Origin of the sequence: Limnohabitans sp. Rim8, from assembly GCF_945869175.1 — a bacterium.
GTDB lineage: Bacteria > Pseudomonadota > Gammaproteobacteria > Burkholderiales > Burkholderiaceae_C > Limnohabitans_A.
The window spans coordinates 1-18,960 of the sequence record NZ_CAMBNZ010000014.1; the positions used below are offsets into that span (position 1 = coordinate 1).

The following is an 18,960-nucleotide window of genomic DNA, read 5'->3' on the forward strand; positions in this document are numbered from 1 at the left end:
TTGCGCGCTTACCTGAAAAGCAAAGGCGTGGCTGACAAAGACATCGACGAAAAATACACCCCGTTTGGCCACAGCGATTACCAAACCATCGTGGCCGATGTGAAGAAATTCTCTGCCGGCGGCAAGACCGCGGTGGTGTCCACCATCAATGGTGACTCCAACGTGCCTTTCTACAAAGAGTTGGGCAATGCGGGCCTGAAGGCCAAAGACGTTCCAGTGGTGGCTTTCTCGGTGGGTGAAGAAGAATTGCGCGGCGTGGACACCAAGCCTTTGGTTGGTCACTTGGCCGCATGGAACTATTTCATGTCGATCAAGAACCCCGCCAACGACGAGTTCACCAAAAAGTGGGCGACCTATGCCAAGGCCAAAAACATCGCCGGTCACAAAGACAAGCCTTTGACCAACGACCCGATGGAAGCCACTTACATCGGCATCAACATGTGGAAGCAGGCGGTTGAAAAAGCCAAGTCCACCGACACCGACAAAGTGATCGCGGCCATGGCCGGCCAGACCTTCAAGGCACCGAGCGGCATCACCAGCAAGATGGACGAGAAGAACCACCACTTGCACAAGTCGGTGTTCATTGGCGAGATCAAGGCCGATGGCCAGTTCAACGTGGTGTGGAAGACACCTGGCCCCGTCAAAGCCAAGCCATGGAGCCCCTTCATTCCTGGCAACGACGTCAAACCTGACGAACCCGCCAAGAAGTGATCGTTTGAATCCGTTCTGAAAAAGGGGAGGGCGTGGTCCCTCCCTATTTTTTTGAAAGTTGACCGAAGGGGCCGCCGTGTGCCCGACCAAGAGATGTTCAAGATGAAACGATGGATTTTGAAAGCCGCGTGGATGGCCGGTGCTTTGTGGGGCCTGACGGCCGCACACGCGTTGACCATGGACGAGGCGCTGGCGATTTCAGTGGGCGAAAGCGATGCGCGTGTGCAGGCTTTGGCGCAGGCCGTGGCCCAAGGCAATGAGAAGACCGCCGCATTTTTGCAAGCGCTGGCCGATGATGTGGTCAAGGTGGCCAAAGACCAGGTGCTGGTGGTGCGCGATGGGCAAGGCCTGAATCCTGTGACCGGACAAGCGGTGACCGTGCCCGCAGACGCCGAAGATGTGATGCTGAACAACCGCCTGCGAGGCGAACTGGACACCGCCCTGGCGGCCTTGAAGTTGTTCAGTCCTGAAGTGAAGGTGCGCCGGTTGGCGGCCTTGTCGCTGCTCAAAGAGCCTGACGCCAGCCGCAAACCGCTGCTGGAAAAAGCCTTGGCGGCTGAAAAAGACCCGCAAGTGCAAAGCCTGGTGCGACAAGCGCGTGCCGCAGCCCTGCTCGGCAGCGAGGTGCCCAACGACCGTTTGCTGGCCGCGCGCGAACTGGCCGACAGCCAACAACCCGAAACCTTGCTGCTGCTGAACCAGCAACTGGCCCAAGAGCAAGAGCCTTCGGTAAAAAAACAAATTCAGAGCTCTTTGGCCACCGTGCAAGAGAGCTTGCGCTGGGGTGAACGCTTGGGCACTTTGTTCACCGGCGCCAGTCTGGGTTCCATCTTGCTGCTGGTGGCTCTGGGTTTGGCCATCACGTATGGCCTGATGGGTGTGATCAACATGGCGCACGGCGAGTTGATGATGATCGGTGCCTATGCCACCTATGTGGTGCAAGCCTTGTTCCGCCAATACATGCCAGGCGCATTCGATGTGTACTTGGCGGTGGCGATCCCCGTGTCCTTCCTCACCGCCGCTTTGGTGGGCGCTGTCATGGAGCGCACCGTGCTCAAACATTTGTATGGCCGCCCGCTGGAGACCTTGCTGGCCACCTGGGGCATCAGCTTGGTGCTCATGCAAGGCGTGCGCAGCTTGTTTGGTGCGCAAAACGTGGGTGTGGAAAACCCCTCCTGGATGAGCGGCTCGCTGCAGCTCTTGCCCAATCTGCAACTGCCTTGGAACCGTGTGCTCATCATCGTCTTTGCGGCAGCGGTGCTCATCGGTATGGCGCTGTTGATCGGCAAAACACGTCTGGGTCTGTTTGTGCGTGGTGTGACCCAAAACCGATCCATGGCCTCGTGCATGGGCGTGAACACGGCCCGCATCGACACCTATGCGTTTGCCTTGGGCTCTGGCATTGCCGGTTTGGCCGGCTGCGCCTTGAGCCAAGTGGGTAACGTCGGCCCTGATTTGGGCCAGAGCTACATCGTGGACTCGTTCAGGGGGGTGGTGCTGGGCGGCGTGGGGCAGCTGGCCGGTACGGTTTATGCGGCTTTGGGCCTGGGCTTGGCCAACAAATTGCTCGAGGGTTGGACCGGTGCGGTGCTGGCCAAGATTGCGGTGTTGGTGTTCATCATCGTCTTCATCCAGAAGCGCCCGCAAGGCATCTTCGCGATGAAGGGTCGCAGCGCTGAAGCGTGAACAGGGGCATGAACATGAACAAATTCGAACTTCCAACCCATGCGCCTTTGCTCGGCAGAAAAGCCTGGACGGCGTTCCTCTTGGCGCTCATCGTGGTGGGCGTGCTGGCCCCGGTGCTGAACTTGTGGGTGCCTGCAGGCAGCCCCTTGCACATGAGCGACTTTGCGGTGTCCTTGATCGGCAAGATCATGTGCTACGCCATCTGTGCGCTGGCCATGGACCTGATCTGGGGCTACACCGGCATTTTGTCGCTGGGCCATGGCCTGTTCTTTGCCTTGGGCGGCTACGTCATGGGCATGTACCTGATGCGCCAGATCGGCCAGGACGGCAACTACAAAAGCGAGCTGCCCGACTTCATGGTGTTTCTGGACTGGAAGGAGCTGCCTTGGCATTGGACGCTCTCGGACAGCTTCATCGCCACATTGCTGCTGGTGGTGCTGGTGCCGGGTTTGATCGCCTTTGTGTTCGGGTACTTTGCCTTCCGTTCGCGCATCAAAGGGGTGTACTTTTCCATCATCACCCAGGCCATGACTTATGCGGCCATGCTCTTGTTCTTCCGCAACGAGACCGGGTTTGGTGGCAACAACGGCTTCACCGATTTCAAGCGGATTTTGGACTTGCCCATCGCCACGCCCAGCATGCGCATGACGCTGTTTGTGCTGACAGGTTTGACGCTGTTGGGCTTCTTTTTGTTCTCACGCTGGTTGGTGGGCAGCAAATATGGCCGGGTGTTGATGGCGATTCGCGATGCCGAAACGCGGGTCATGTTTTCGGGCTATTCGCCACTGCCGTACAAGCTGAGCATTTGGGTGATTTCGGCGGTGATGTGCGGCATTGCGGGCGCTTTGTATGTGCCTCAGGTGGGCATCATCAACCCCGGTGAGATGAGCGCGGCCAACTCGATCGAGATGGCGGTTTGGGCGGCGGTGGGTGGGCGTGGCACCTTGATCGGCCCGATCGTCGGGGCTTTCTTGGTCAATGGCGCCAAAAGCTGGCTCACCGTCACCGCGCCCGAGTTTTGGTTGTACTTTTTGGGTGCGTTGTTCATTGCCGTGACTTTGTATTTGCCGAACGGGGTGGTCGGCTTGCTCGCGAAATTCAAAAACAAGAAAGGCGGTGCGGCATGACGCCCGATCTGCTGAAACAAGGCGCTGAGCGTGTGGCCCGTTTGGCCCAGCAGCGCGTGGAATCCACAGAATCCGGTGGCCGCAATGCGGGTTACGGCCGTGTGGTGCAAGACACTTCCGAAGTGGATGTGACGCATGGCCGTATTTTGTACCTCGAAGACGTGAGCGTGAGCTTTGATGGCTTCAAGGCCATCAACAAGCTGTCCCTGGACATCGCGCCGGGTGAGTTGCGTTGCATCATCGGCCCCAACGGCGCGGGCAAAACGACGATGATGGACATCATCACCGGCAAGACCCGACCCGATGAAGGGACGGTGTTCTTCGGCAGCACCATCGACTTGCTGCGCCACAACGAGCCCGAAATCGCACAGTTGGGAATCGGTCGCAAGTTTCAAAAGCCGACGGTGTTCGAGCACTTGAGCGTGTTTGAAAACCTGGAACTCGCCTTGAAGACCCCCAAAGGCGTGAAAGCCTCCATGCTCTTCAAGCTGGATTCTCGCCAAAGTGACCGCTTGGCCGAGGTGCTGCACACCATCCACCTGGCCGACAGCGTTCGGGTGCAGGCGGGAACGCTGAGCCACGGCCAAAAGCAGTGGCTTGAGATCGGGATGCTGCTGATGCAAGACCCCAAACTCCTGCTGCTCGACGAACCGGTGGCCGGCATGACCGACCAGGAAACCGAACGCACCGCCGAGTTGTTCCTCACGCTCAAAGGCAAGCACTCGCTGATGGTGGTGGAGCACGACATGGGTTTCATCCGCACCATCTCCGACATTGTCACCGTGCTGTGTGACGGCTCGGTTCTGGCCCAGGGCACGCTCGATCAGGTGCAAGCCGACGAGCGTGTGATCGAAGTGTATTTGGGGCGTTGAAGATGCTTGAAGTAAAGAACATCCATCAGTACTACGGCGGCTCGCACATCCTGCGTGATGTGAGCCTGAGCGCCGAACAAGGTCAGGTCACGGTGCTGCTCGGGCGCAATGGCGTGGGCAAAACCACCTTGCTCAAATCGCTCATGGGCTTGGTGCCCATCAAAAGCGGCAGCGTCACGCACAGTGGACGTGACCTGACGGTAGCCAAGCCTTACGAACGCGCGGCAGCCGGTATCGGCTACGTGCCGCAAGGCCGAGAAATATTTGCGCGGTTGACGGTGGAAGACAACTTGCGCATGGGCTTGGCGACGCAGCCTGGCGGCACCCCGATTCCCACTGAGTTGTTTGAGTTGTTCCCTGTGCTCAAGCAAATGCTGCACCGCCGGGGCGGTGACTTGTCGGGCGGCCAGCAGCAGCAACTGGCGATTGCCCGTGCCTTGGCCGCCAAGCCGCGTTTACTCATCTTGGACGAGCCCACCGAAGGCATTCAGCCGAGCATCATCAAAGACATTGGCCGCGTGATTCGCCAACTGGCCGATGTGGGCCTGCAGGGCCAACGCATGGCGGTATTGTTGTGCGAGCAGTACTACGACTTTGCCGAAGAGCTGGCCGACCAGTACCTGGTGATGGAGCGTGGCGAGGTGATCGCACGCGGTCCGGGCAGCGAGATGAAGGAAAAGAACATTCAGCAGTTGGTGGCGATTTGATTCTTTAGGAGCGACGCGCCTACAGATTCCACAAGCGGGGCAAGGTTCCACCCAGGCCCCACATCTCATGCCGCCAAGCCGCCCACACTTGCCTGAGTAATTGCATTGCAGGTTCGGTCACCGGTGAGAGTGCGCGCATCACAATGACTTGCTTGTGCGGTGAGGTGACCCCTGCCGTCAAACGCAAAGGGGATGCCTCCAAAAGCTCGCGCGCGCAAGCCAAAGCCCGTTCGCTGCGTTCTGGCGCAATCGCGCTGCCCGCTGCAAACACCAGCGTGGCCATGCAGCGCTGGCCGGCCAGGCCCAGTGGGCTGTTCATCAGCCGGGTGTCGGTGGCGCTGAGGGTGCCGCGTTCCAGCCACACGCCGGGAATCTCCAGGTGCTGGCGAAACGTGCCTTGTGCAAAAGGCATGTCGGCTGCAGGCAGGCCCAGTGCCGTGATGTCCCAGGTCATCATTTCGCTGCCCGGGGCCAAATCAAACACGGCGCGGTTCAGGCCATCGCAGCCGTTGTAGGCAATCGCTTCCAGCGGCAACCATTCCAGCCGGGCATCGGCCTCCAGGCGTGCATGCACTTGTTGCGTGGCCAAGCCCGCTTCGCTTCTGTAAAAACGTGTGGCACCGGGTGTGGTCACCAAGCCGTGTGCGCAAGCGCCCACGCTGACTTGCATGTCGAGGGTGTCGCCCCCCACCAAGCCGCTGGGTGGGTGGACCAGCACGTTGTGGCAAATGGCATCGCCCTCAGGGTAGAGGCTTTGCAAGATGCGCAACGGCCCTTGGTGCAGGTAGCGGGCGACGCTGCGCTCGGACTCCAGGGTGTAGTCCAGCTTCAGACTGGCGTGCCAGGTCATGCCGTGAGCCGTGGCAACATCAATGGCGCCCAGTTCATTCGCCTTGAGAACCCCTGTGGGCCCAGCCAGTGGTCCGCTTTTCGATGGCGCTGAACAGTTCGTACATGGCCAGGGCCATCGCACCGACCACCACCAAGCCAGAAAACGCCAGGCCCATTTGCATGGCCGAGCCCGCCGAGATCAGCAGGTAGCCAATGCCTTCGTTCGAGGCCGTCATCTCGGACACGGTGGTGCCCACAAAAGCCAAGGTGATCGCGACTTTGAGCGAGCCGTAAAAGTAAGGCATGGAGCGGGGCAGGCCGATTTTGATCAGGACGTCCCAGCGTTTGGCGCCCAGCACGCGCAGCACGTCTTCCAGCTCAGGCTCCAGCGTGGCCAAGCCGGTGGCGATGTTCACCATGATCGGGAAGAAGCTGATGAGAAAGGCGGTGAGGATGGCGGGCCCGATACCGATGCCAAACCAGACCACCAAAATCGGCACGAAGGCCGCTTTGGGCAGGGCGTTGAAGGCGGTCATGAGCGGGTACACGGCGGCATAAGCCAAACGTGAGCTGCCGATGATGAAGCCCAGCAACACGCCCACCACGATGGCGATGCCAAAGCCCACCATGGTCACCCAATAGGTGCGCCAGGCGTGGCCCGCGATCACGTCGCGGTATTCCACGGTTTGCTGTGCGATGCGCCAAGGGCTGGGGAAAACGAATTCCGACACGTTGAAGGCGCGGCACAGAACTTCCCAAAGCAGGATGGTCAGCACCAGCAAGATCCAAGGGGACCAGGTTTCCAGTGATTTATTTTTCATGTGCGGCTCCCGCTTATTGATGAATCGCCGCACCGGTCTTGCGCATGGCACCGATGTGGCCGCGCAGCTCGTGCACGATGTTGGTGAATTCGGGGGTGTAGGTGATCTCCAGATCCCGCGGGCGCGGCAGGTCGATCTCGCGCTTGACCACAAAGCGGCCGGGGCTCTTGCTCATCACATACACCGTATCGGCCAGGAACACCGATTCGCGCAGGTCGTGCGTGACCAAAATCACGTTGAACTTTTGCTCTGTCCACAAGTCGCGCAAGATGCACCAGAGTTCTTCCCGGGTGAAGGCATCGAGTGCGCCAAAGGGCTCGTCGAGCAGCAGCATTTTGGGTTCGTGGATCAGGGCGCGGCAGATGCTGGCGCGTTGCTGCATGCCGCCCGACAGTTGCCAGGGGAACTTGTCTTCGTAGCCACCCAGGCCCACCGTGTTCAGCAGTTTGCGGGCGCGTTCCGCGTATTCGGCCTTTTTTTGTTTGAAGTTGGAGCGGTAAGGCTCGACGATTTCCAAGGGAAGCAGCACGTTGTCCAGCGTGGTTCGCCATGGCAGCAAAGACGAGGCTTGGAACGCCATGCCACTGATCTTGAGCGGACCGGTCACGGGCTGGCCGTCGACCAGAATGTGGCCTTTGCTGGGCATCTTCAGGCCTGTGGTCAGTTTCATGAAGGTGGACTTGCCACAACCCGATGGGCCGACGATGGCGATGAATTCGCCTTGCTTGACCTGCAGGTTGATGTCTTCCACCGCAAAGTGGTTTTGAGCCAGCAACTCATCGTTGTAGGCCAGCCAGACATTTTGGAAATCAACGAATGATTCTTGGGTCATGTTGTGGGCTTTAAAATGGTGTTCGAAAGTGTATACAAATATTCCGATTGAAAAGCCCACTGACGCAAAAGGCGTTCCCGTGGGCTTGGGCACCGGTCAAAAACCGGTCTGGGTGGAATTTACTTCTTGGCCTTGGGCAAGATGTCGAGTTCTTTGGCCGTGGGCAAGAAAGCGCCACTCCAAATGTCGTCGACCTTCACGCGGGTTTTGGTGTTGAAGGCATCCGACACTTGCGAGGCCATCAGGCTCAGGCGAGGGCCGTTGACTTGACCGAAACCTTCGGCACGGGCCGATGGGCTGTTGATGACGGTGTCGATGGCCAATTGCAGGCGGCGCGTTTCCAGTGCTACGTTGATGATGCCGTCACGCGCCTTGACCGATTCGATGGCCTTGGCCGGATCGGCGATCACGTCCTTCGCGCCTTTGCTGAAGGCGGTCAAGAAGGCTTTTACGGCGGCTGGGTTTTCTTTCAGGATCTTGGGCGAGGCGATGATCGCATTGCCATAGAGCTTCACACCAAAGTCGGGGTACTGCATCACGACCACGTCCTCGGCTTTGACGCCACGCGCTTCGATGTTGAGCAGCGAGGTGAAGGTGAAGCCAGTGATGGCGTCCACATCGCCGCGCACCAACATGGTTTCACGCAAAGGCGGGTCCATGGCAGTCCAAGCCACGTTGCCAATGTCATTGGCTTTTTGGAAGATGGGGAAAGCGCGGCGGCCTGCGTCAAACACCGGGGCACCCAGCTTTTTGCCAGCCAGGTCAGCCGGGGTCTTGATGCCGGACTTCTTCAAGGCCATCACCGAAGCGGGGGTGTTGTTGTAGACCATCATGATGGCCACGGGCTTGTTGGGGGCGTCCGGGTTGTTGGCGTGGAATTCCATCAGGGCGGCCAAGTCCGCAAAGCCCAGGTCGTAAGTGCCCGAAGCCACGCGGGTCACCGCGCCACCCGAGCCGTTGCCTGAATCGACGGTCACATCCAGTTTGGCGTCCTTGAAATAGCCCTTGGCAACGGGCAAGAGGAAGAAGGCTGAAGGTCCCTCAAAGCGCCAGTCCATCTGGAATTTGATGGGGGTGGTTTGAGCTTGGGCAGTGCCAAAGGCAGCCGCAGCGGCCAATACGGCTGTGGCCTTGAGGAAGAAACGCTTGTTCATGTGGGGCTCCAGAGTCAAATAAACGGTTTAACTTGTCTAGCAAATTCGGTGCCCATTATCGAGCACTGTTGGGTCAGTTGGCCTCAGGGGCATCCCGTAGAAAACCCCAATTTGGAGCATGTATCCAGTAATTTGTCACCAAAATGGGGTGTGTTTTCATTGCAGCAGGTCCAGCAAGGTGCGGGCGACCACCTGGGTGGCCCGGCGCAGGTCTTCAAGCACCAAGTGTTCGTCCGAACGCTTGGCGTTGGACTCGCGCACGGTGCGCGGGCCCGCGCCGTAGATCACGCCGGGGATGCCGCGCTCCACGTACAGGCGCACGTCGGTGTAGAGCGGCGTGCCCAAGGCGGGGATGGGCTCACCAAAGACCTGATCGCCATGTTTCTGAATGGCGTCGACCAGCGGCTGGTTGCCGGGCAGGGGTTTCATGGCATTGGCCAGCAGCATGCGGCGCACGTCCACTTGCAACGCATGGCCGCCGCGTGGGGGCTTGAAGCTGGCGGCCGCCTCGGCAATGGTTTGGCGGATGGCGGCCTCCACTTCGGCCGGGTTCTCTTCGGGGATCATGCGGCGGTCGAGCTTGAAGCTGACTTTGCCGGGCACCACGTTGGTGTTGGTGCCGCCCGAGATCAGGCCCACGTTCAGATAAGGGTGGCTGATGCCCTCGACCTTGGACGTGACTTGCAGGTATTGTGTGTTGAGGGCGTGCAGCGCGTTCAGGATGTGCACCGCGCCTTGCAGCGCGTCGGTGCCGCTGTCGGGGATGGCCGCGTGCGCCATCTCACCTTGCACCGTGACTTCCATTTGCAGGCAGCCGTTGTGCGCGGTGACCACCTGGTAGGAAAAGCCTGCGGCGATCATCCAATCCGGTTTCGTTAGGCCTTTGGCCAGCAGCCAGCCGGGGCCCATTTCGCCACCAAATTCTTCGTCGTAGGTGAAGTGCAGTTCCACACCGCCCTTCAACGGGACATTGAGCGATTCGAGAGCGCGGGTGGCAAAGGTGAAAGTGGAAAAGTCGCACTTGCTCACGGCGGTGGCGCGGCCGTACATCGCGCCATTGTGGATTTCGCCGCCATAGGGCGGATGTGTCCAGCCTTCGCCTGGGGGAACCACATCGCCGTGGGCATTCAGGGCGATGGTTTTGCCTTCGCCATATGGGCGGCGCACGATCAGGTTGGTGATCGACTCCAGGCCGTAGGCCTTGACGTCGGCTTCGGGCACGGTGTGCTTTTCAGCGACAAAGCCCATCGGGGCCAGCAGCTCAGCGGTGCGCTCGGCGTGCGGCGCGTTGTTGCCGGGCGGGGTGTCGGTGGGCACCTGCACCAGCGCCTGCAAGAACTTGACCTGCTCGTCGAAGTGCGCGTCGATCCAAGCGTCGAGTTGCGCGTATTGTTGGGCAGTTGCAGTCATGACAATTCCGATGCGAGTTGGTTCAAAACATGGGTGAAGGCGTCGACACACAGTTGCATGTCGCAGCTGGTGGTCGATTCGCGTGGGTTGTGGCTGATGCCCCCGTTTTCGCCGCGCACAAACAGCATGGCTTGCGGCATGACTTCGTGCAGTTTCATCGCGTCGTGCCCTGCACCGCTGGGCAGTTTGAACAGTGGCACACCCAAGGCGCTGACGGCGCGCTCCCAGCGGGCTTGCCATTCGGGAGCGCTGGGCGCTGCGGCGGCGCACATGGTCAGTTCGGCTTTCACGCGCACGCCACGGCGCTCGGCAATGGCTTGCAGTTGCGCCAGGATGTCGGCCACCAGCACATCACGCTGTGCATCGGTGGGCGCACGCATGTCCAGGCTGAAGGTGCAACGACCCGGCACCACGTTGATCGAGCCGTTGGGCACTTGGAGTTGGCCCATCGTCGCCACGCTGTCGCCGTCTTGGGCGGCGCGTTGCTCCATGTAGAGCGCGAGTTCGGCCACGGCGCAGGCGGCGTCGCGGCGGCGGTCCATGGGGGTGGTGCCCGCGTGGCTGGCGGTGCCGATGACTTCGCACAGGTAGCGCACGCTGCCGTTGATGGAGGTGACCACGCCCAGTGGGATGTTCACTTGATTGAGCACCGGGCCTTGTTCGATGTGCACTTCGACAAAGCCGAGGTATTGCGCCGGGTCGCGCTGGATTTTGGCGATGTCGTCCACGCACAGGCCAGCGTGTTGCATGGCCGCACGCATGGTGATGCCGTCGGCGTCTTGTTGGTCCAGCCAAGCCGGGTTGAACTGGCCAATGAGCGCACCCGAGCCCAGGAAAGTGGCTTTGTAGCGTTGGCCTTCTTCTTCGGCAAAGGCCACGACTTCGATGCCGAAGGGCAGGCGTTTGCCCTGCTGGTGCAACTGCTGCACGCAAACCATGGGCACGAAGATGCCCAGGCGACCGTCGTACTTGCCGCCGTTGCGCACGGTGTCGTAGTGGCTGCCCGTCATCAGGTATTTTCCGCTTGAAGTGGCCGGGTGGTAGCGGCCCACCACGTTGCCCACGGCGTCGGTGTAGACCTCGTCAAAGCCGCAGTCGCGCATGTTCTGCGTGATGCCTTGGGCGCAGGCGCGGTGGGCGTCGGTCAGGTAAGTGACGGTGAGTTGGCCGAGTTCGGCAAAGCCGGGGTCCGAATGCTGGGCCAACTTTTCTTGCCAGTCCCACACCTTGTGGCCCAGCGTGGGCTCCACGCCGAATTTGTCGTTCAGGCGGATCTCGGCGATGCGATGGATATTGCGCAGGCACTCGGCCAACTCAAAGTCGGGGTGGCCATGCAAGCGGCGCTCAAAGGCGTCGATGATTTGCCGTTTGTTGAGCCCCAAGCCACGCGGACCGCGCACGGCCAAGATGAAGGGCCAGCCGAACTTGGCGTTGTAGTCGGCGTTGAGCTTTTGGATTTTGGCGAACTCTTCGGGTGTGCAGTCGGTCAAGCCCGCCTTGGACTGTTCGTTGGTCGATTCGGCCGTCAGCGTTTTACTGACCATGGCTTTGCCCGCCAGCTCCGGGTGGGCGCGGATCAGGGCCAGCTGCGCGTCGCGTCCGGCGTGTGCCAGCACTTCGCACATGGCGTGTTTGAGGTGGGCCAGAGATGTGAACGGACGCTCGTGGAGAGCTTGTTCGGCGATCCATGGCGAATGCTCGTACAAGCCGTCGAGCTGCTGCGCCGCTGCTTCTTGGCTGGCGCTGTTGAGTTGTTCCAAAGTCATGGGCATGCTCAGTTCTTGTAGGGGTGTGTGGCCTTCCAGTGCCGCGCGATGTCGATGCGCCGCGCCACCCAGACCTTGTTGTGTGATTGGATGTGGTCCAAAAAGCGTTGCAGTGCGGTGATGCGGCCCGGGCGGCCGAGCAAGCGGCAGTGCATGCCGATGCTCATCATCTTGGGGGCGTTGTCGCCCTCCGGGTTGCCCTCGGCGTAGAGCGCGTCAAAGGTGTCCTTCATGTACTGGAAAAACGGATCGGCGTGAGAGTAGCCCTGCGGCAGCGCAAAGCGCATGTCGTTGCAGTCCAGCGTGTAGGGCACGATCAGTTGGGGCGCATCGCTGCCGTCTGACTTGCGCACCTTCATCCAGAAAGGCAGGTCGTCGCCGTAGTAGTCGCTGTCGTATTCAAAGCCGCCAAAGTCCGCCACCAGACGGCGCGTGTTCGGGCTGTCGCGCCCGGTGTACCAGCCCAGGGGTCGCTCACCCGTGAGCTTTTGAATGATCTCCATCGCTTCGGCCATGTGCGCGCGCTCGGTGGCTTCGTCGATGTGTTGGTAATGGATCCACTTGAGGCCATGACAGGCGATGTCGTGGCCGAGTTCCTGAAAGGCGGCGGTTAACTCGGGGTGCTTTTGCAGCGCGGTGGCCACCCCAAACACAGTGAGCGGCAGGCCGCGCTTTTCAAACTCTCGCAGGATGCGCCACACGCCCGCACGCGAGCCGTATTCGTAAATGCCTTCCATGCTGATGTGCCGCTCGGGAAAGGACGCCGGGTTGAACATTTCAGACAGAAATTGTTCGGAACCCGCATCGCCATGCAGCACCGAGTTTTCGCCGCCTTCTTCGTAGTTCAAAACAAACTGCACCGCCACGCGGGCACCGCCTGGCCACTGGGCGTGGGGGACGTGGCGGCCGTAGCCCTTCAGGTCACGGGGGTAGGGGAGGGTGCTGTCGTAGCTGCTCATGCTTGTCCTCAAAGGTTCAGGCCAGGGCCAAAGAAATGTCGTGTGTGGGCACTTTGCGGTCGAAAGTCAGGCTGGCTTCAACGTGCAGCAGGTGCTCGTGCATCAGGCGCACAGCCAGGTCCGAGTCCTGCGTTTCGAGCGCGGCCACAATGGCCACATGCTCGTCGGTGGAGTGCTCAGCCTCGTGGCGCGACTGGTACATCAGCGTGATCAGGGCGCAGCGCGAGATCAACTCGCCCAGCACCTGGGCCAGCACATCGTTGTGCATCAGTTCGGCCATGCGCACATGAAAGTCGCCCAATAACTCGGTGCGTCCCGTGATATCGCCTTGCGTCACAGCTTCGCGCTCTTGCTTGATGTGTTCTTTCAGGGCCACGATCTGTTCTGGCTTGACCTGCTGCACAAAGGCGCGGGTCATCTCGGCTTCGAGCATGCGGCGCACGGCAAAAACCTGTTGCGCTTCTTCCACCGATGGGGCCGCCACGAACGCGCCGCGTGCCGGTTCGAGCCGGATCAGGCGGTTTTGCGAGAGCTGAAACAGCGCTTGGCGCACCAGCGTACGCGACACACCAAAGTGGTCGGCCAGCTTTTGCTCGGCCAGTTTGGAGCCCGGCAAAAGTCGGTGTTCCACGATGGCGCGGGTCAGCGATTCGACGATGTGGTGCGTGGTGGAGGTTTCCATGTCTCGCAATCCCTTGGGGCGTTTTACCCAGGTGTTTGGGTGTGGTGGATGTCCATCATAGCCATCCAAAGCAAAATTGTATACACTTCGGTCGACCGATTTGACGGGCTTGTCAAAGCCCTGCAAAACCAATCCGTATCCCCCTTATTCAAGACAAGCGAGCAACACCATGGGATTGAGCACACACGTTCTGGACACCATGCACGGCTGCCCTGCCGCGGGCATGCAGGTCGCTCTGTACACCACGCAGGGCGACCAGGCCACTTGGGTCAAAAGCTTTACCCTGAACCACGACGGGCGCAATCCAGACGGCATGCTCTACGACCATGCCAGTCTGCGCAAGGGCACCTACCGCTTGGTTTTCAATGTGAGCGACTACTTCAAGGCCAAAGGCGTGGAGTTGCCAGAGCCGAACTTTTTGAACCAGGTGTCACTGGACTTCGGCGTCGCCCACGAAGACCAGCATTACCATGTGCCCCTTTTGGCCAGCCCCTGGAGCTATTCGACCTACCGCGGTTCATGAAAACCATGGGGTCCCAACCCCGGTCAAAGCACCCCAAAGACTGTTGAACTTGAAGAGGGCTCAAACCAGCTGGACTTTGGACAGGTCAAAAGCAGGTTGGGGTGTCTTCAGCTTCATGTTTTCCAGGGTTTGCACGATCAGCCCGGCTACAAAAATGTCCCGGTAAGACTTGTTGTCGGCGGGCACCACGTACCAGGGGGATTCGGGTGTGCTGGTGGCGCTCAGGGCCGCTTCGTAGGCCTGGGTGAATTGGGGCCACAAAGCACGGTCGTCAAAATCCGAGGGCTGCAGCTTCCAATGTTTGCGGGGGTCGTCCAGCCTTGCTTGCAAGCGTTTCTTTTGCTCGGATTTGGAAATGTGCAAGTAGCACTTCAACACGCTGATGCCCGCGTCTTGCAGCAAAGACTCAAAGTGCAAGATGTTGTCGTACCGTTTTTGGCAGGTTTTCTCATCGATCCAACCCCGCACACGGGTGACCAGCACATCTTCGTAGTGGCTGCGGTTGAAAATCACCATTTCACCCCGTGCAGGTGCTTTGGCGTGGATGCACCACAAAAAGTCATGGCGCGTTTCCAGCTCGGTGGGCACGCCAAAGGCCTCGGCCCGCACACCCAAGGGGCTGATGTGGGTGAAAACGCTGCGGATCACGCCGTCCTTGCCAGCGGTGTCCATGCCCTGGAACACCACCAGCAAGCCCCGGGTTTTGGCCGCGTGCAGAGTGCTTTGCAATTTGTTGAGTTTTTCGCCCAGTTCGACCAGCTGCTCCTCCAATTGGCTGCCAGAGGGCAATCCTTTTGAGGGGGGCTCGGTGTCAAAGTCCGAAAGTTGGCATTTGCTCTGGGGTGAGACATACCAAGGGGTGAAGTCTTTGGGTTGCATCCGGACAGTGTAGGCAATTTGTGAGTTCAGGCCTGTCTGTTGGCGCACCCATCTATTTTTTTGCCCAGCGGCCGGCGGGCTGGGCATCTTGGGGCCAACTCACTAAAATCAGGCCTTACCGTTTATTTACCCCCCCCGCACCATGACCCAAGTCACCAATACTGTGCGTTTTGTGCTCGACGGCCAAATTGTCGAAGCCCAAGGCGAGCGCCGCACCACCACTGTCCTGGACTATTTGCGTGAGCAAATGCACCGCACCGGTACCAAAGAGGGTTGCGCCGAAGGCGACTGTGGTGCTTGTGTGGTCATGGTCGGCGAACTCAATGCCGCAGGCACGGGCGTGGACTATGTGGCCACCAACTCGTGCATCCAGCTGCTGCCTTCGCTGGATGGCAAATCGGTCAAGACCATCGAAAGCCTGAAAAAAGCCGACGGCACCTTGCACCCGGTGCAGGAAGAAATGATCAAGTGCCACGGCTCGCAGTGCGGCTTTTGCACCCCCGGCATCGTGATGAGCCTGGTGAATTTGGTGCAGTTGTTGCCCACGCCCAACCGCCAGCAGATCACCGATTCGCTCAGCGGCAACCTGTGCCGCTGCACGGGCTACAAACCGATCATCGAATCGGCCACCAAGGCTTGCGCCAAGCCCGATGCCCTGAAGCTCGACGACAGCGCCGATGTGCCGCTCCTCCAGGAAATCAAGCGTTCCAGCGTGCCCACACTGAGCTTGGACGGCGACATCATCGTGCAGCCCGTGGTGCGCACGCGCAAGGGCAACGAATTCGTCTCGCCCGCCACCTTGACCGAAGTGGCCGACTATTTGCTCAAACACCCCGCCACCACCTTGTTGGCCGGCAGCACCGAAATCGGTTTGCAAGTGAACAAGCAGTTCAGCCGACCCGAGCACATCATGTACCTGGGCAACGTCAAAGCACTGCGCCAAGTGTCCGAGACCGCCAGCGCCTGGCGCATCGGCGCGGCTGTGTCGCTCACCCAAGTCGAAGCGCTGGTGGCCAAGGCTTACCCCGACTTCACCGAAGTACTGCGCCGCTTTGGCTCTCCGCCCATCCGGTCCACCGCCACTTTGGCGGGCAACATTGCCAATGGCTCGCCCATTGGCGACTCCATGCCTTGCCTGATGGCGCTGGGCGCCAGCGTGCTGCTGCGCCGGGGCGACAAGACCCGCAAGGTGCTGCTGGACAACTTCTACACCGGCATGAAGAAAAACGTGATGGCGCCCGGCGAGTTCATCGAAGCCGTGGAGTTGCCCAAGCCCGTGGCCGGTCAGGTGTTCCGCGCCCACAAGGTCAGCAAGCGTTTTGAACAAGACATTTCGGCCACCTGCGCGGCCATCAGCTACACGCTGACTGGCGGCAAGCTGAGCGGCGTGAAGCTGGCCTACAACGGCTTGGCCCCATCGCCTTGCCGTGCCCCCAAGCTCGAAGCCGTGCTGGAAGGCCGTGTGCCTGCCGACGTGAAAGCGGCCGATCTGGACGCCGCGATTGCCGCCAGCTTCACCGCCCGCGACGGATTGCGCGCCACTTGGGCTTACCGCGCTTTGGTGGCCCGCAATTTGGCTTTGGAATTCATCGAAGAAAAAACGAAAGAGGTGGCTTGAATGAACGCTCCTACCGCACTCAAAAACCTGATGCCTGTCTCAGGTGTCCAGCAGGGCAAAGAGCTGGTGCATGAATCTGCACACCTGCACGTCACCGGCTCGGCCACCTACATCGACGATATCCCTGAGCATGCTGGCACTTTGTATGCTGCGCTCATCTTGTCGCCCGTGGCGCATGGCGAGTTGATGGGCGACGGCATCGACCGCGCAGCCATTTTGAAAGAACATGGCGTGGTAGCGGTCTACACGGCCAAAGACATTCCCGGCGAAAACAATTGCGGCCCCATCGTGCACGACGACCCGTTCCTGGCTGTGGGCAAGGTCGAGTTTGTGGGTCAGGCCGTGGCCGTGGTCGTGGCGCGTGACATGTTGTATGCCCGCGAAGCCGCCCACAAGGCCAAGGTGTTGGTCAAAGAGTTGCCTCCGATTTTGACGATCGAAGAGGCGATGGCCGCCAGCAGCTTCATCATGCCGCCCAAAGGCATCACCCGTGGCGATGCCACGGCGGCCATTGCCAGCGCACCCCACAAAATCAAAGGCAGCACCAACACCGGCCAGCAAGAGCAGTTTTACCTTGAAGGCCAAATCACGTACGCCGTGCCCAAGGAAGACGGGCAGCTCACGCTTTATGTGTCGACCCAGCACCCCGACGGCAACCAGCGTGAGGCTGCGCACGCGCTGAACCTGCACACCAACGATGTGGAGGTGATTTGCCGCCGCATGGGCGGTGGCTTTGGCGGCAAAGAAGGCAACGCCAGCATCTTCAGCCAAAGCGCTGCCTTGGCCGCGTTCAAACTGCAAAAACCCGTCAAGTTGCGCGTGAACCGCGACGACGACATGACCATCACCGGCAAGCGCCACGATTTCCGGATCGATTACGAAGTGGGTTTTGACAGCAACGGCCGCGTCTTGGGCGCGGACATCACGCTCATGTCGCGTTGCGGTTACAGCACCGATTATTCAGGCCCGGTGAATGACCGTGCGTGCTTGCACATCGACAACACCTACCACCTGCCCGCACTCAAGTTGGTCAGCCACCGCTGCAAAACCAACACGCAAAGCGCCACCGCATTTCGTGGTTTCGGCGGCCCACAAGGCATGTTCGGCATCGAGACGGTGATGGACGAGATCGCGATGACTTTGGGCAAAGACCCTTTGGATGTGCGCAAGCTCAACCTTTACAAAGATCCCGCCATCAGTGGCTCTGCGGACACCATGACCACCCAGTACAACCAGCTCATCGAAGACTGGGTGGGGGACCAGGTGATCGACCAGGTCGAGCGCGAATCGCAATACGCCGAGCGCCGCGCTCAGGTGCAGGCCTTCAACGCCCAAAGCAAGAACCGCAAGCGCGGCATGGCGCTGGTGCCCCTGAAGTTCGGCATCAGCTTCACGGCCACGCACTTGAACCAAGGCGGCGCCTTGTTGGTGGTGTACATGGACGGCTCGGTGAGTTGCAACCACGGCGGCACCGAAATGGGACAAGGCCTGAACACCAAGATGGCGCAGGTCTGTGCCGATGGTCTGGGCATCAGCGTGGACCATGTGCGCATCACCGCCACCGACTCGCAAAAAGTGCCCAACGCTTCGGCCACATCCGCATCCAGCGGTGCCGACATCAACGGCGCGGCCATCATGAACGCGACGATGCAAATGCGCGAGCGCCTCAAGCCTGTGGCTGCCCGTATGCTGGGTTGCGCAGAAGGCGACGTGACGTTTGCGAACAACGAAGTGCACGGTGGTGCCAAGTCGGTCAAGTGGGCCGATGTGACCAAGCAAGCGTATATGGACCGTGTGGGCTTGTCGGTCACGGGCTTTTACATGACGCCCGAAATCAAATACGACTTCGCCACCCTGAATGGCCGTGCGTTTTACTACTACTGCTATGGCGCTGCCGTGAGCGAAGTGGAGATCGACACCCGCACAGGCGAGTGGTGGCTCAAAGCCGTGGACATCGTCCACGATGTGGGCCGCAGCATCAACCCTGCGATTGACAAAGGCCAGATCGAAGGCGCGTTTGTGCAAGGCATGGGCTGGCTCACCATGGAAGAGTGCATTTGGGACAAGAAGGGTAAATTGCTCACCCACGGCCCCAGCACCTACAAGATTCCTGTGGCGGGCGACATTCCCGAGCACTTCAAGGTGTCCTTGTTTGAAAACCAAAACAACAAGCCCACGCCTTTCAACAGCAAGGCCACGGGCGAGCCCCCATTGATGTTGGGCCTGTCGACCTTCTTCGCCTTGCGCGATGCGGTGGCTGCCAGTGCCAACCACAAAGCCGTGGTCCACATGGACGCCCCTGCCACGCCCGAACGCATTTTGATGGCTTGTGAAAAAGCCAAGACCACAGCAGGCCTGTGAGGGTTTATCGAAAGGAAAATA

Annotated in this window: 17 protein-coding genes; 8 read left to right on the top strand and 9 right to left on the bottom strand. The window is 60.0% G+C overall.

Annotated elements, in window-relative coordinates; all coding sequences use genetic code 11:
- The 5 genes from Q0O19_RS03705 to urtE form a co-directional block, all read left to right on the top strand.
- Positions 1-711, top strand: a 711-nt coding sequence (locus Q0O19_RS03705) for a transporter substrate-binding protein (protein ID WP_295520169.1), incomplete at its 5' end; no start/stop codon positions are given.
- 102 nt (positions 712-813) lie between these two features.
- A complete protein-coding gene (gene urtB, locus Q0O19_RS03710; RefSeq protein ID WP_295520171.1) occupies positions 814-2,397 on the top strand; it encodes an urea ABC transporter permease subunit UrtB in 1,584 nt (527 codons plus the stop codon).
- 14 nt (positions 2,398-2,411) lie between these two features.
- The gene (urtC, locus tag Q0O19_RS03715) at positions 2,412-3,524 is read left to right on the top strand and encodes an urea ABC transporter permease subunit UrtC (RefSeq protein ID WP_295520239.1); all 1,113 of its coding nucleotides are present in this window, start codon (positions 2,412-2,414) and stop codon (positions 3,522-3,524) included.
- On the top strand, positions 3,521-4,396 hold the full coding sequence (gene urtD, locus Q0O19_RS03720; RefSeq protein WP_295520173.1) for an urea ABC transporter ATP-binding protein UrtD: 876 nt from the start codon (positions 3,521-3,523) through the stop codon (positions 4,394-4,396). Before urtC ends, urtD begins: the two co-directional genes overlap by 4 nt.
- A 2-nt stretch (positions 4,397-4,398) precedes the next feature.
- Positions 4,399-5,103, top strand: coding sequence for an urea ABC transporter ATP-binding subunit UrtE (urtE, locus tag Q0O19_RS03725; protein WP_295520175.1), 705 nt, complete (start codon positions 4,399-4,401; stop codon positions 5,101-5,103).
- A 19-nt stretch (positions 5,104-5,122) separates the two neighbouring features.
- Here the strand turns inward: urtE and Q0O19_RS03730 are convergent, their stop codons facing one another.
- From Q0O19_RS03730 to Q0O19_RS03765, 8 genes are all read right to left on the bottom strand, one after another.
- Positions 5,123-5,953 (bottom strand): urease accessory protein UreD, encoded by an 831-nt coding sequence (locus Q0O19_RS03730; RefSeq protein WP_295520177.1) that lies wholly within the window; start codon positions 5,951-5,953, stop codon positions 5,123-5,125.
- A 34-nt stretch (positions 5,954-5,987) separates the two neighbouring features.
- Positions 5,988-6,755: an ABC transporter permease gene (locus tag Q0O19_RS03735; protein ID WP_295520179.1), complete on the bottom strand. Its 768-nt coding sequence runs from the start codon at positions 6,753-6,755 to the stop codon at positions 5,988-5,990.
- 13 nt (positions 6,756-6,768) lie between these two features.
- Positions 6,769-7,587: an ABC transporter ATP-binding protein gene (locus Q0O19_RS03740; RefSeq protein ID WP_295520181.1), complete on the bottom strand. Its 819-nt coding sequence runs from the start codon at positions 7,585-7,587 to the stop codon at positions 6,769-6,771.
- Between the two features lie 119 nt (positions 7,588-7,706).
- Positions 7,707-8,741, bottom strand: coding sequence for an ABC transporter substrate-binding protein (locus Q0O19_RS03745; protein ID WP_295520183.1), 1,035 nt, complete (start codon positions 8,739-8,741; stop codon positions 7,707-7,709).
- Between the two features lie 156 nt (positions 8,742-8,897).
- Entirely contained in the window at positions 8,898-10,151 is a 1,254-nt protein-coding gene (locus Q0O19_RS03750; RefSeq protein WP_295520185.1) for a M20/M25/M40 family metallo-hydrolase, read from the bottom strand.
- Complete coding sequence (uraD, locus tag Q0O19_RS03755; RefSeq protein WP_295520187.1) at positions 10,148-11,923, bottom strand: 2-oxo-4-hydroxy-4-carboxy-5-ureidoimidazoline decarboxylase; 1,776 nt, start codon at positions 11,921-11,923, stop codon at positions 10,148-10,150. Before uraD ends, Q0O19_RS03750 begins: the two co-directional genes overlap by 4 nt.
- Before the next feature lie 2 nt (positions 11,924-11,925).
- Complete coding sequence (gene puuE / locus Q0O19_RS03760) at positions 11,926-12,876, bottom strand: allantoinase PuuE (RefSeq protein WP_295520189.1); 951 nt, start codon at positions 12,874-12,876, stop codon at positions 11,926-11,928.
- A gap of 16 nt (positions 12,877-12,892) precedes the next feature.
- A complete protein-coding gene (locus Q0O19_RS03765; RefSeq protein ID WP_295520191.1) occupies positions 12,893-13,558 on the bottom strand; it encodes a GntR family transcriptional regulator in 666 nt (221 codons plus the stop codon).
- A 169-nt stretch (positions 13,559-13,727) separates the two neighbouring features.
- Between Q0O19_RS03765 and uraH the strand changes: the two genes are divergently transcribed.
- On the top strand, positions 13,728-14,081 hold the full coding sequence (gene uraH, locus Q0O19_RS03770; RefSeq protein ID WP_295520193.1) for a hydroxyisourate hydrolase: 354 nt from the start codon (positions 13,728-13,730) through the stop codon (positions 14,079-14,081).
- Positions 14,082-14,141: 60 nt separating this feature from the next.
- Here the strand turns inward: uraH and Q0O19_RS03775 are convergent, their stop codons facing one another.
- Positions 14,142-14,960 carry a PPK2 family polyphosphate kinase gene (locus tag Q0O19_RS03775; RefSeq protein ID WP_295520195.1) on the bottom strand — a complete coding sequence of 273 codons (819 nt, stop codon included), beginning with the start codon at positions 14,958-14,960 and terminating at the stop codon, positions 14,142-14,144.
- Between the two features lie 142 nt (positions 14,961-15,102).
- Between Q0O19_RS03775 and xdhA the strand changes: the two genes are divergently transcribed.
- Together xdhA and xdhB are read left to right on the top strand one after the other, a co-directional pair.
- Positions 15,103-16,578: a xanthine dehydrogenase small subunit gene (gene xdhA / locus Q0O19_RS03780; protein WP_295520197.1), complete on the top strand. Its 1,476-nt coding sequence runs from the start codon at positions 15,103-15,105 to the stop codon at positions 16,576-16,578.
- Positions 16,579-18,939, top strand: a complete 2,361-nt coding sequence (gene xdhB, locus Q0O19_RS03785; protein ID WP_295520199.1) for a xanthine dehydrogenase molybdopterin binding subunit — start codon at positions 16,579-16,581, stop codon at positions 18,937-18,939. It abuts the gene before it with no gap.
- Positions 18,940-18,960 lie beyond the last annotated feature (21 nt).